Source organism: Legionella adelaidensis, from assembly GCF_900637865.1.
Taxonomy (GTDB): domain Bacteria; phylum Pseudomonadota; class Gammaproteobacteria; order Legionellales; family Legionellaceae; genus Legionella_A; species Legionella_A adelaidensis.
Genome location: NZ_LR134422.1, coordinates 54,215 through 67,222, shown reverse-complemented (window position 1 = coordinate 67,222; position 13,008 = coordinate 54,215). Strand labels below are relative to the sequence as shown.

Here is a 13,008-nt window from a genome sequence, read left to right as displayed (position 1 = left end):
TCCACCTCTAAGCCCTTGGCTCTTTACCAAGGTTTTATATTAAAAGGAGATGGGTTAAAAATACTTTGCTCGTCTTTTTTATTTGCTGTTTGTTCAGCCGGTTGAGGGGCTAGTTGAGGCTCCATCGAAAAAGGATTTGGAGAATGGCTTCTATCTTTCGTAACCTCATCTCTTGACTGTGCTTTCAAACTTGGTATTGGAACTAAATTAGTCGCCAGCCGTTGGATGAATGCATCGAACAAAATTAATGTAGGCAGAGTGATACGAAGAGAGTGGGTGTTCCCTTCTCTGTCTTGTATTGTTTTTATGCAATCATTCGCCAGATTATTTTCTTTTTGAAAGGTATGAAATTCTTTTATAACCGCCTCTAGGAACTTTTTTAGTTCTTCTTTTTGCTCTTTAGTTAATACTTTTAGTTCACAAAGTAATTTAATGGTAATAGTCTTTGATTCGCGGTCACAATCAACTAACAATAATCCTTTGGCAATCAGCTCGGCAATTATCTCTGGATCAAAACCAGACTCTAAATACAAAGCTTCTGGACTATATTGCTCTAGCATCTCATCCTCGGCCTCCACAAATTTGTGTGGTTGAGAAAGCGACTGGGCTTCGGCAAATTTTTTATCAGAAGTTTTATCGGAAACGGCACTACCGCCACCACCACCACTGCCGTGTCCTGAACAAAGACGTTTAGGTGCTACCTCTCTAAAACAAACCTTGCAACGTACTCTTGCTTTTTCCTCGTCAACCTCTTTTTTTTCAGCTTCTTTATTTTTTTCTTTTTCTTTGGCAAGGAGTTGTAAAGTGATAGTAGCTGAAGAGATGGCAGGTTCAGCTTCTGTAATTGATATGGAATTAGGTACTATTTTGTCTTTTTTCATAAAAACCCATTAAATCTGCAAAGCAAGGGATTATGCAAGTAGTTGGGTTATTAATTTTTATTTTTTAGAAATTTTACATTATTTTTACGAAAAAGCTCTCAGCCAGGCTCTACCTTGCTGACTTGTATGGATAGATGGCCTTTGGGCCATCTATCTTCGACTTTTACTTTAAAGCCCTGCGTAAAATTTTTCCTACATTGGTTTTAGGAAGGTCATTATAGAACTCAACAATCTTTGGTACCTTATAAGCTGTCAGATGTTGACGACAATGGGCAACTATTTCTTCTTTAGTGAGTTTCTCATCTTTTTTTACTATGCAAGCTTTTACTTTTTCTCCAAATTCTTCGCTTTCAACCCCTATAACTCCCACCTCCATAACGCCTGGGTGCATACTGATGACTTGTTCTACTTCATTTGGGTAGACATTAAAACCAGAAACCAAAATCATATCTTTTTTACGATCGACCAAGAATACATAGCCTTGTTTATCCACAGTGGCGATATCCCCGGTTCTTAAAAACCTGTCAGGCCAAAAAACTTTTTCGGTTTCCTCGGGTTTTTTCCAATAACCGAGCATTACCTGTGGACCTCTCACACAAAGTTCCCCTTTTTCCCCTAGAGGCACTTCGTTGCCTTCGTCGTCTCTAATCGAAATTTCTGTAGAGGGGATAGGTAGGCCTATGCTTCCATTATAGTCTTCTAAACAAAGAGGATTAATCGTAACTGCTGGACTGGTTTCAGTTAGTCCATAGGCTTCCAGTACTTTTGACCCCGTTTTTTCTCTCCAGCGTTGCGAAACACTTTGCTGTAGCGCCATGCCGCCCGCTAGTGCTAATTTTAATTTGGAAAAATCTATTTCCTTAAAATGGGAGTGATTTAAAAGCGCATTAAAAAGTGTATTAACACCCGTAATTGCTGTGAAGCCTAAATCTTTAATTTCTTTTATAAAGTTGGGTATATCACGCGGGTTGGTAATAAGGATATTTTTTGCTCCTGCTTTAAAAAATGTGAGGCAATTAGCAGTTAAAGAAAAGACATGATAAAGCGGTAGCGCGGTAACAATTATATCTTGAGCCCCTAAACCTTCCGGTTTAATCCAGGCAGTGGCTTGCAAAACATTCGCGACCATATTGCCGTGGCTAAGCATCGCACCTTTAGAAACGCCGGTAGTACCCCCCGTGTATTGCAAAAAAGCAATATCATTATGATTTAGCTCAACAGGTGCAAATGGTAGGGCATTCCCTTTGGATATGGCAGAACGTAGGCTAATCGCTTGGGGGAGGTGATAGTCTGGAACCATTTTCTTTATATGAGTTACAGCAAAATTGACAATGTGGCGCTTGAGGGAAGGAAAAAAATCGCCAATTTGAGTTATAAGAATATGTTTTAATTGCGGGAGCCTGGAAAGCGCATTTTCTAAAGTTTTAGCGAAATTCGCTAAAATAATAATAGCTTCAGCTCCTGCATCTTTTAATTGATAAGCTACTTCGTCACTAGTATAAAGTGGATTGGTATTCACGACCACATAACCTGCTCTTAGAATGGCAAAGATAGCAATAGGGTATTGCAACAGGTTTGGCATCATTACGGCAATCCTTGCTCCTTTCTCTAAACCCAGGCTTTGAAAATAAGCACCGAGATCGCGCGTTAATTCTTCTATCTCTTGAAAAGAAAGGGCACACCCCATATTAACGTATGCTTCCTTGTCTTTAAAACGATCGCAAGTTTCAATAAACATAGCAACAAGAGAAGGGTATTCATTGATATTGATTTCATGGGGAACACCTTGCTGATATTGTTGCAACCACAGTTTATCCACGCTTTATAAACCTTCTGTTATTATTGGGAGCGTGCTAGTATATACCCAAGGAAATTCAAAAACTATATCGGTTCATATTGCAGTTATGACAGAGAATGTATTGAAAACACAAGCTTTTAAACTGAAAGGTCGACTTTACACGCTGACTGTAATTTCCCTGTTAAATGCAGATAGTTTTTCATTTGCACAACAATTAGAGGAAATTGTAACACAGGCGCCCAAGTTGTTTGCGAATACCCCAGTTGTTTTGGATTGTTCTGCAATAAAAAATGATGAATTTGACTTAGGCTTACTCTGCAAGATTATTCGTAATCAAGGGTTAATTCCTGTGGGGTTGCAAGGAGCCAATGCAAAATTAGAAAAATTGGCCCATCACTTTGGCCTTGCCATTCTTAAAGCTTCAGCTGCCCAAGACAAAAAGATAATCGAGAAAAGAACAGAACCGAAAATAAATAATAGTACCATTCTTAAATCAAAGTTACTCAATACACCGGTCCGCTCCGGACAACAGGTAGTGAGTAAAACAGATTTAATCATCAATGCTTCTGTCAGCCCCGGGGCTGAATTGTTGGCAGATGGAAATATTCATGTTTATGGCGTACTAAGAGGCCGTGCATTAGCCGGCATTGCCGGAGATAAACAAGCGCGAATTTTTTGCCAGTCATTAGATGCCGAATTAGTTTCCATTGCAGGATTTTACCGTTTAAGTGATGCAATAGAGAAAATAAATGGTCCGTGCCAAGTTTATATTCAAGATGATCGCATACAAATAGAACGCTTATGATTGAAGCAGTTTTTATTTCTGACTTGCATTTAAGCCCTGACGATGTGTTGATTACACAACGTTTCAATACCTTTATCCAATGGGCGAAAGAAAATACTCGGTCTCTTTATATTCTCGGGGACTTTTTACATGTGTGGCCTGGTGATGAGGCACTAAATAGTTGGAGCCAAAGCATTACGCAGTCATTGGCATCTCTAAGTGAAACGATGCCAATATACTTAATGGCCGGAAATCGGGATTTTCTATTGGGCAAAAAATTCTTTACAGAAGCTAAAGTGCAACGAATTAAAGATCCTTATGTGATGCAACTAGGTGATGCTTCTGTTCTTCTTTCCCATGGTGACAGGTATTGTATTAATGATAAAAGCCACCAATGGTTACGGTGCCTGACGCGTAATCGTATATTTTATACTGTATTTCTAGCTATCCCTTTTTTTATACGAAAAAAAATGGTGCAAACAGTGCGTACCCGTAGCCAAATAAATCGTTCCAAATCCTATGAAAAATTAGCTATTGTTCCAGATTGCATGATTAAACATATGGATCAATTTAATGCCAAAACAATTATTCATGGACATACCCATCAACCCGGATTAAGGCTGCATAATAACGGCACCTATAAGCAATTTATACTAAGTGATTGGGATGACAACCCCCATGTATTGTGTTATGATAAAGCAAATGGTTTTTATTTTGACCTTATTAAAGGGGATTGAAAATGCCTGTGGATAAAGACACCCAAATTCGAGATCACATACGAGAACAAACCTACAAAGAGATGCGCGATAAATCGCGGCAGCTGAGAGCAAAAGAAGCGCAAGCCAAAAGACAGGAAGAATTAAATAAAGTGGCGGAGAGAGAAAAAGCCTATTACGACGCGGCTGAGCAAATTATTCAAGAAGGTCAACGCGGTTATGATACCTGGGTTTCTGCCATGAGCTCTGTCGTAGTGTTGCAGCTAAAATTTGTACAAATTGGCCCTGAGGCCGTGTTAGGTGGCCTGGTTGACTTGGTCGTCCAGCCCGTAAAAGGCTTATTATTAAAAGTGGGATATGACATTAAAGACCGGATTACAGACAAGTTTGGTAAAGTTCCAGAAGATGTTCCGATACCCAGCTTAAAAGGGACCATGGAGTTTACTGACGACAATAAGCTTGATTTACATGCTTTAGATAGAAGTCTACAAACTTCTGATGGCAAAGCGTTAGATGTTAAAGACAAAGAAACATTTGTAGCAGGAATTGTGGCCTGGCTCAACCAGATGGGCTTTAAACCAGAAGCCGACACAACAGGTAAAAAAACAAATCGATTCGTCCATAAAGATACCAATGAAGTACTTACTAAAGAAAGATTTGCAGCGTTGCGCGATGATCCTCACGATGGAATGATGGCATTTCTAACGGGCCGTTTTGATATGACCGTTGAGCACACGCACGCAAGTAGACCTTAAATATAGTAAATCACCCTGAATTTTTTGTTATGGATTAACAATATGAGTGAAGAAGTAAAAGAGCCTGAAATGTCAGGGTGGTTTTCCACCTATGGATTCCTTACCGCACAACGTATTCTTGAAGGTTTTAAAATTCGTTTGCAAAATGATGAATTGTTGGCGGCAATTAATAACCCGCGAAGCATTTACTATCAGCTGTTGCGAGTTCCCTTAAAAAATGTCTTTAATGGAATCGTATTGCAGCAGGTTCATGATTACCAAGTGTACGCACAAAAATTGTTCATTGATTTTTTATTATCCGGTCAAAATGACAAAGATGAAAACTCTCCCGGTAGTGCTACCCGAGACGAACTAAAAGAGCATTCAAATTTTATTATTCATTTGGGGGAGGAGTTTGGCAAAGAGGAGTTAGAGCAACAAAAGCTAATTGCGGAAAGCCAAAATAGTTTTATTAAACATGCGGCAGAAATTCAAGCCGTTATTCAATCAGCCACCCAGAAGATTCAACAAATTTTAAATCAAGAAAATACGAGCAAACCCGTTAATGAAATCACTGCAGCTATTAGCCGCTCCTTTGTAATGTATAGGGGTGAGGAAGGAGATATGTTTGCTAAAAACTCTTCTTTTTGGGATATTTTTGGCCAACAATTATCAATAACACTTAGCGAATCTTCTAAAGAAAAATTAAGTGGGGTGCTTTTAGATTTTAGTGCCCACCGAAAATCGGTTGAAGAGTTATTAGAAACTTATTTAGATAAAGCTAATGCAAAAACTGCCAATTTAAGAGACTTACGTCATCAATTTTATGATGCTATTTTAAAAGCAAAAGAAATAATTCAAAATCTTCCAGAATATCGCCCTGATCAAGAAAAAGACGCTGCAAATTTGGAAGCTTTGAATTTTGATTCTAACATTGGCGAAGAAAATTAGGCCACTTCGCATAGGTTTATTAAATAATAATGGGTGCACCTCATAAAAATAAAAAGGTATTTCTTTTCATTACCATTCTTTTGTTTTTTTCGCTTTGCAAGGCGGAAAACAGTAAAAACATACATCCCAGAGCAGAAGAACGAAAAAATGTAGTAAACAGTTTTTTTGGCAATTCGCTTATTGAAAATAAAAGCTATTTTACTTATGGGGTTGAATACCACCGCGTTTTAACTTTTCCACTGGGTATTACTTTAGAGATGGAAGATACCCCCAATAAAGATAAAAATCATGAAGTAGAAATATTTTCGTTAATGACGTGGAACTTTTTAAACCATTTTACCGCAGGCATTGGTCCTGGTTTGAAGTTTGAAAAAAATCACTCAACCAAAACGATGGGGAGATTGAATCTGGGATACATAACCTTAGTTGCGAATGATATTGAAGTTACCCCCAACATTAATTTTGATACGGTTGAAGCACTAAAGAGTGAATGGGTTGCAGGTATTTCTATCGGCAAGCAGTTTTAACAAAAGATCTCATCTATGATGTTGGGCCTTAGGCACTCTCGATTCATTAGATGCAACGTGAAATGAGTGATATTGTGATTGCAAATCACTCATCACTTTTCGAAAGATATTCCAATTTAATAACTGAGGTTCATGTCTAAAAGCCATTCTGGCAAGGTGAATAAAAGATCGAGCACGTTTATTTTTTATTGTATTAGCCTGATAAGAACGGTGTTTGCGGAGTGTTTCAATCATAAGACCAAACCACCAAGCGATTATAATTAATAAAGTGGCAAGAAAGAAAAGCATATTAACACGTGTTTTCCTGAAGATAAATTTCGTCGCAACCCTAGGCCTAACTGCTCATTTTTTACATCCTTGAATGTTGCTCGATTTGCATCCGTTTTTTCTAATAAAACCAAGGAATTTTGGGTTTTACTGCATATCCAGCCCAAACTGGTAATGACAATTTAACAGGTCTTAAGCCGCGTGATTCACAAGACATTTCACTTTAAGTTGGCTGCGATTTTTTTCTGCAAGCCATAAGTCATATTTAGCTTGTTGATTTATCCAACTTTCTGCAGATGTCTTAAATGCAATACTCAACCTGATCGCCATTTCAGGACTAATACGAGAATGACCATTTAATAACTCTGAAAGCGTTTTCCGAGTAACACCTAATGCTTTTGCAGCTTCTGTGACAGTTAATCCCAAAGGCTCTATACATAATTCACGTATAACCTCACCTGGATGCGCTGGATTAAACATTTTTAACCTCCCTAGTGATAATCAACATAATCGATATCATAAGCATTATCGCTCTCAAATCGGAAAATAATTCGCCAATTTGCTTGCACTGTGACAGAATAAAAATCTTTAAGCTGCCCCTTCAATTTATGTAAGTGTAATCCTGGTAAATCCATATCTTCAGGGCAAGTACTTGCATTAAGCCGTGTAAGTATTAATTGCAACCGTCTTGCATGATGGGCCTGTATCCCTGAGAGACTACCCGTGTGATAAAATCGACCCAGCCCTTTATGTTTTATTGTTTTTATCATGAAAATTCCGCTTCACACACACCTCAATTGTAACCAATAACGTTACGGGTGTCAAATTGAAATGAATAGTTTTTCATAGAATGGTGTAGCAATTATGTCCTATGCACTTTTAGTGCTAATATTTTCTCCATATTGAACAACATATCCTATTCTTAAATATTTGGAGTAAAATCATATTGACTTTTCGCCCGTCGCTGGATGTATGTAATGATAGATGCTGGCTAATGATAGCTTGCCAAGCAGATCAAGAATGCTTTGATTGGCTGCATTAATATTATCAAGACTTATGTACCAGTTTACAAAATTTTTCAGAAAATCTTCTGTGATACTCTTGGAAACATTGGCCATCTTGCTGATGCCTATATTGCATCCATCCTTAAAATTGCCGCATAAAATATGGATGTTTTTGGCAATAGCTTTTTGTCTTTAACGCTGTGATAGCGAAAGCAGTTTGGGTTATGATAAGTATTTGTCGCTAAAAGCAATTATTGATAAATCAAACAAGGGGTTTAAATGTTTCACAATATATCGTCTGCAATCTTAGAGCGAATGAACGATTTGGAAGATAGAGATCGTGAAGAAATGTCCGGTCAGATTGAAATGCAGCATTTTGATAAATTACGCCAGATACCACCAGAAACAGGGCGATTCATTAGTTTACTTGCAGCGACCTCACCGAAGGGGCAATGGATAGAGATAGGTACAAGTGCAGGATATTCGACATTATGGTTAACGTTGGCATGTATGCATTTAAAAACTAAAATAACAACCTTTGAATTAGATCCGAAAAAAATTACTTTAGCAAAGAAAACATTTGCTTCAGCTCAGGTTGAACAATATGTTGAGCTAGTTGAAGGGAATGTATTTGATTATTTGACAAATTATCAGGATCTGTCTTTGTGTTTCCTTGATACCGAAAAAGAACTCTATGCCGACTGCTATGACATCGTCATTCGCAATATGGTGTCTGGTGGAATATTAATGGCAGATAATGTTATTTCGCATAAATCGGATCTTCAGCCAATGATTGATTATGCACTAAAAGATGCAAGGGTTGATTCTTTAGTAGTACCTATTGGACAAGGCATACTTTTGTGTAGAAAATTATAACGAATAGATCGATTGCTCTCCCGTAGTAAGTCCTTGAGTCATGTCATTGCCAGTTTGGGCTAGATATGCGGAAAAACCCATTCTTGTAATACTCAGAGTGAGCTTTATCATGAGAAGGATATTTATTTTTCTTTTTCGCACTTTCTTCGACAATTTCTCTTTATAAGAGTAACCTGATCATTTTCTTAATCTGATTCTGAATGCACTTCATGATAAATCGGTATGGAGCGCCCATGTTCCACAACACTTGCTTCAAGTGCATGGAACCCTTTGCTACAATATCCAGTCCGGTCAATGAGGATCACAATTTCTTTCCCGTTTTCCCAAAAAAAATGCGCTAATCCCTTATAAATACGAACCATATCTCGTTCTAGTTTTAATCTTACCGCGATTTAATGGAGACTGTTCTCTGAAAATTTACCCTGCACATTCAAACTCAAATGGAGCTTTATAGTCAAGTGCAGAATGTATTCTCTGCTGATTAAAGTACCCTTCAATATATTGAAATACACTAAGCTTAGCTTGTTCCCTGGTTTGATAACTATAGTTGTGAATCAATTCTACTTTTAGCGTATGAAAAAAGCTTTCAGCGATAGCATTATCCCAACAGTTAGCTCTTCTACTCATGCTCCCAATGAGTTGATATTGCTTGAGCATTTGTTGATATTGCAATGAGCAATATTGGCTGCCACGATCAGAATGAACAATAACTCCTATCGGAAATTTACGTCTAAATAAAGCCATCGACAGTGCGTCGCATACCAAATTCTTTTTCATTCGCTTATTCATGGACCAACCAATTACTGCGCGTGAATATAAATCAATTACTACAGCAAGGTACAACCAACCCTCTAGGGTGCGGATATAGGTAATATCACATGCCCATTTTTGGTTAATAGCCGTAGCTGAAAAATCGCGTCCTAAATGATTCTTATAGATAGGCAAACTATGCTCTGAATCAGTAGTGACTTTAAATTTCTTTTTAGCAAGCGCTGTTAAACCCATTGCCTGCATTCTTCTTGCAACTCGAGTGTGGCTACAGGGTTCATTTTGGTCTTGTAATACGCGCGTTATCCTAGGCACTCCATACCGCTTTTTATGCTGGTTTATATCCAGGTGATTATTAGCCAGCTGCCTCTTACTTATTGGTCTATTAATAAAGGAGTAATACCCACTGCGACTAACATTGAGTAATGCGCACATTATCGTTACAGAAAAATAATTGCTAAATTCTTTTATAAAACCGTACTTCACTCGAGTTCCCTTGCGAAGTACGTCGCCGCCTTTTTTAATATCAATTTCTCCTGCTCAAGGCGTGCTAAGCGTTTTTTTAACTCTTTATTTTCTTCCAGTACCTTAGCAACATTTACCGGTTGAAAAAGTCCAGAATCATTTTCATATCCACCTGTAGCTTTAACTTTGTTTACCCACTCGTGTAAAGTGGGGCGTGGTATTCCTAATTCATCTGCTGCTTTATTGATGTTTCCATAGCTAATCGCTAATTTAGCCGATTCTTCTTTGAATTCTTTACTGTATTTCCTTAATTGTCTTACCATGCTCACACCTCTTCGTTAAGTCATATATTTTAACAAATTAGTGTCCGTTTTTTCGCGGTAAGATTATTTGTAGTAATTTACAAACGTCTGTGCCGAATATATCTTGCTTTTAACTGTAGCTGTAGATGTTAATTTTTTTCCTATTTCAGTTACTGACAACGTTGTGTCGTAATCCATTAAGTCACTTAAAAGCGAATAGGCATGTTTTTCGTTTCGAGTGAATTGTACTGCCTAATGCATTGTCCAATAAATTTTGGCAAAATACTCGCTTGTGCATACTCATTCCTCAAATTGGTTTTGGGCGAAATGAATTTGATCATGACTTTGTATGCACTTCAATATCTTATTTTCAATTACCTTATACAATAAGGCTTAGAAACTATATTGGTAAAAAAAATACCAGGATTCCTCAGCGCAAAGGCGGGAATCTCACAGTTTTGCATATCTTAAAAATTGTCGTGTACTAAGTAAATTACCAATATCTTGTCAGTTTTTTATTCTTTTCGTGTATAATGCCCGCTTTTCATTAATCAGGAGATCTCATGACAACTGAGTTAACATTGTCTATTATTAAACCAGACGCGGTAGAAAAAAATGTAATTGGACAAATATATTCGCGTTTTGAAAAGGCTGGTTTGAAGATTGTTGCTGCGAGAATGATGCAATTGACAAAAAATCAAGCTGAAGAATTTTATGCTGTACACAAAGGCCGCCCATTCTTTAATGACTTAGTGTCTTTTATGATTTCCGGCCCTGTGATAGTTCAAGTTTTACAAGGTGATAACGCCATTGCTAAAAACCGGGAAATTATGGGTGCGACAAATCCTAAAGAAGCAGCTTCAGGAACTATTCGTGCCGACTTTGCTGATAGTATTGATGCAAATGCCGTGCATGGATCAGACGGAGCAGAAACAGCGGCACAAGAAATCGCGTTTTTCTTCGAGCCCCATGAGATTTGTACACGATAAAATATGACTGAAAAAATAAACCTACTGAATTTCAATCACGATAAGATGCGTCAATTTGTAACCGAATTAGGCGAAAAACCTTATCGTGCCCAGCAATTGTTGCAATGGATCCATCAGATGGGTTTAAATGATTTTAGTCAAATGAGTAATTTGGGTAAGACGCTGAGAGAGCGTCTTAGTCAAGTTGCTGAAATAAGTTTACCTGAAATTTCCAGCTGCCAACAATCCGCAGACGGTACACACAAATGGTTAATGAAGTTAAGCTGTGGTAATTGTATTGAAACTGTATTTATTCCCGAATCCTCTCGTGGAACCTTATGTGTGTCCTCGCAGGTAGGGTGCGGTTTAAACTGTAGCTTCTGTTCTACAGGGAAACAAGGGTTTAACCGTAATTTAACGACCGCAGAAATTATCGGCCAGGTCTGGCTAGCTGTTCGCTCTCTTTCGAAAAAAAATGGCGAACATGACAAAAAGATTACCAATGTCGTGATGATGGGTATGGGAGAACCCTTACTAAATTTTGAGAATGTTGTCACAGCAATGGATCTGATGTTAGATGATTTTGCATACGGATTATCAAAACGCCGTGTCACTCTGAGTACATCGGGCATTATCCCTGAAATGGAACGCTTACGGGAAAGAAGCCCGGTTTCGTTAGCGGTTTCGCTTCATGCGCCTAATGACGAACTACGCAATGAGTTAGTCCCGGTAAATAAAAAATATCCTCTTAACCAGTTAATGAACTTGTGTAAAAATTATTTTAAAAATGAACCTAAACGTGTGGTTACTTTTGAATATGTGATGTTAAAGGGGGTTAACGATCAACCCCAACATGCGGCAGAATTAATTAAACTATTGCGCGGAGTCCCCGCCAAAGTCAATCTTATTCCCTTTAATCCTTTTCCACTCACTCAATACGAACGTTCATCGCAAGAAGCAATTGATGCCTTTAGAGATAAGCTTGTTGCTAAAGGTATTAATACTATTACGCGGAAAACACGTGGTGACGATATTGATGCGGCCTGTGGGCAACTGGCTGGCGAAGTAAAAGATAGAACAAGTCGTTCCATGCGTTGGCAAAAAATGAACTTTTCCAGAATAAAGGATGAGCCAACGGACTCACGCGGAAATTAACATTTTTAATTCTACTCTTCCTGAGGTTATAATTACCAACTTTCCAAGCTTTATCTGAGAATAGTGTGTTGAAATTACGCCGTTTCCTTTCAGTGCTATCATGCTTTTTATTGATTAGTTGCCAACATAACAATGAGGCAAATGAGGATAATTTAAGTAAAAAATATAATAGAGACAATGCTGCTGCGTATAATACACAGCTAGGCTTGGCTTATTTAAAACAAGGAAACAGGCCGCGGGCAAAAAAGAAATTGTTAATGGCTTTAAAAGAAGCGCCTGATTCAGCTAATGCTAACGCCGCTATGGGCTATTTTTTAGAAAAATCCGCGCAATATAAAGACGCTGAGGTTTACTATAAAAAAGCAATCAGTTTATCGCAGGGAAGTGGCGCACAATTAAACAATTTTGGTACGTATTTATGTAGACGAGGTCAATATCGGCAAGCAGAAGAATATTTTTTAAAAGCCGTGAAAGATATGCAATATGAAAATACGGCAGGAGCTTATGAAAATGCCGGGTTATGCGTTACTGAAATTCCTGATTTAACCCAGGCAGCTGTATATTTTAATAAGGCGCTAGACCAAGATCCTACCCGTAAACAATCGCTTTATGAGCTTTTAAAAATTGAGATAAAACAAGATAAAACAAAAGAGGCGCTGGCTACTATAGCCAAATACCCAACGCTTGCTTTAAAGGATGAAGAAGTACTCACTATAGGGGCAGAAGCTGCCCGTAAAGAAGGAAATGCTGATTTGGAAGCACGTTTTTTAGCTCAACTGAATCAATTGAAATATGCTGAAATACCGGAGTAA

Annotated in this window: 15 protein-coding genes and 3 pseudogenes; 9 read left to right on the top strand and 9 right to left on the bottom strand. The window is 38.0% G+C overall.

Annotated elements, in window-relative coordinates:
• Positions 1-23: 23 nt before the first annotated feature.
• Positions 24-881, bottom strand: a complete 858-nt coding sequence (locus tag EL206_RS04920; RefSeq protein ID WP_058462705.1) for a hypothetical protein — start codon at positions 879-881, stop codon at positions 24-26.
• Positions 882-1,044: 163 nt separating this feature from the next.
• Positions 1,045-2,700 (bottom strand): AMP-binding protein, encoded by a 1,656-nt coding sequence (locus EL206_RS04915; RefSeq protein ID WP_058462706.1) that lies wholly within the window; start codon positions 2,698-2,700, stop codon positions 1,045-1,047.
• A gap of 85 nt (positions 2,701-2,785) precedes the next feature.
• On the opposite strand from EL206_RS04915, the gene minC reads away from it, so the two are divergent.
• The 5 genes from minC to EL206_RS04890 are packed head-to-tail and all read left to right on the top strand — an operon-like array spanning position 2,786 to position 6,391.
• Positions 2,786-3,484 carry a septum site-determining protein MinC gene (gene minC, locus EL206_RS04910; RefSeq protein WP_058462707.1) on the top strand — a complete coding sequence of 233 codons (699 nt, stop codon included), beginning with the start codon at positions 2,786-2,788 and terminating at the stop codon, positions 3,482-3,484.
• Entirely contained in the window at positions 3,481-4,200 is a 720-nt protein-coding gene (locus EL206_RS04905) for a UDP-2,3-diacylglucosamine diphosphatase (protein WP_058462708.1), read from the top strand. Before minC ends, EL206_RS04905 begins: the two co-directional genes overlap by 4 nt.
• A 2-nt stretch (positions 4,201-4,202) precedes the next feature.
• Positions 4,203-4,934 carry a hypothetical protein gene (locus EL206_RS04900; RefSeq protein ID WP_058462709.1) on the top strand — a complete coding sequence of 244 codons (732 nt, stop codon included), beginning with the start codon at positions 4,203-4,205 and terminating at the stop codon, positions 4,932-4,934.
• Between the two features lie 42 nt (positions 4,935-4,976).
• A complete protein-coding gene (locus EL206_RS04895) occupies positions 4,977-5,864 on the top strand; it encodes a hypothetical protein (RefSeq protein WP_058462710.1) in 888 nt (295 codons plus the stop codon).
• Between the two features lie 29 nt (positions 5,865-5,893).
• Positions 5,894-6,391 (top strand): hypothetical protein, encoded by a 498-nt coding sequence (locus EL206_RS04890; protein ID WP_058462711.1) that lies wholly within the window; start codon positions 5,894-5,896, stop codon positions 6,389-6,391.
• Between the two features lie 9 nt (positions 6,392-6,400).
• Here EL206_RS04890 and EL206_RS04885 read toward each other — a convergent pair.
• The 4 genes and pseudogenes from EL206_RS04885 to EL206_RS10220 all read right to left on the bottom strand — a co-directional run.
• Positions 6,401-6,779: pseudogene (locus tag EL206_RS04885) on the bottom strand (hypothetical protein); the annotation flags it as partial.
• Positions 6,780-6,850: 71 nt separating this feature from the next.
• On the bottom strand, positions 6,851-7,138 hold the full coding sequence (locus EL206_RS04880) for a HigA family addiction module antitoxin (protein ID WP_058462713.1): 288 nt from the start codon (positions 7,136-7,138) through the stop codon (positions 6,851-6,853).
• Between the two features lie 11 nt (positions 7,139-7,149).
• Positions 7,150-7,428: a type II toxin-antitoxin system RelE/ParE family toxin gene (locus EL206_RS04875; RefSeq protein ID WP_058462714.1), complete on the bottom strand. Its 279-nt coding sequence runs from the start codon at positions 7,426-7,428 to the stop codon at positions 7,150-7,152.
• A 171-nt stretch (positions 7,429-7,599) separates the two neighbouring features.
• The gene (locus EL206_RS10220) at positions 7,600-7,824 is read right to left on the bottom strand and encodes a Tn3 family transposase (RefSeq protein WP_411711142.1); all 225 of its coding nucleotides are present in this window, start codon (positions 7,822-7,824) and stop codon (positions 7,600-7,602) included.
• 117 nt (positions 7,825-7,941) lie between these two features.
• Between EL206_RS10220 and EL206_RS04865 the strand changes: the two genes are divergently transcribed.
• Positions 7,942-8,538: an O-methyltransferase gene (locus tag EL206_RS04865; RefSeq protein WP_058462715.1), complete on the top strand. Its 597-nt coding sequence runs from the start codon at positions 7,942-7,944 to the stop codon at positions 8,536-8,538.
• 52 nt (positions 8,539-8,590) lie between these two features.
• Here EL206_RS04865 and EL206_RS04860 read toward each other — a convergent pair.
• The 3 genes and pseudogenes from EL206_RS04860 to EL206_RS04845 form a co-directional block, all read right to left on the bottom strand.
• Positions 8,591-8,915: pseudogene (locus tag EL206_RS04860) on the bottom strand (hypothetical protein); the annotation flags it as partial.
• Between the two features lie 40 nt (positions 8,916-8,955).
• A protein-coding gene (locus tag EL206_RS04855; RefSeq protein ID WP_415098187.1) for an IS3 family transposase occupies positions 8,956-10,094 on the bottom strand; the annotation gives its coding sequence in 2 pieces (ribosomal slippage) (positions 8,956-9,812 and positions 9,812-10,094; 1,140 coding nt in all).
• A gap of 66 nt (positions 10,095-10,160) precedes the next feature.
• Positions 10,161-10,371 (bottom strand): annotated as a pseudogene (locus EL206_RS04845) (IS4-like element ISLpn1 family transposase); the annotation flags it as partial.
• Positions 10,372-10,636: 265 nt separating this feature from the next.
• On the opposite strand from EL206_RS04845, the gene ndk reads away from it, so the two are divergent.
• The 3 genes from ndk to pilW all read left to right on the top strand — a co-directional run bounded on the left by ndk (position 10,637) and on the right by pilW (position 13,008).
• The gene (gene ndk, locus EL206_RS04840; RefSeq protein WP_058462726.1) at positions 10,637-11,062 is read left to right on the top strand and encodes a nucleoside-diphosphate kinase; all 426 of its coding nucleotides are present in this window, start codon (positions 10,637-10,639) and stop codon (positions 11,060-11,062) included.
• Positions 11,063-11,065: 3 nt separating this feature from the next.
• Entirely contained in the window at positions 11,066-12,196 is a 1,131-nt protein-coding gene (gene rlmN / locus EL206_RS04835) for a dual-specificity RNA methyltransferase RlmN (RefSeq protein ID WP_058462727.1), read from the top strand.
• Between the two features lie 65 nt (positions 12,197-12,261).
• Positions 12,262-13,008: a type IV pilus biogenesis/stability protein PilW gene (gene pilW / locus EL206_RS04830; protein WP_131739817.1), complete on the top strand. Its 747-nt coding sequence runs from the start codon at positions 12,262-12,264 to the stop codon at positions 13,006-13,008.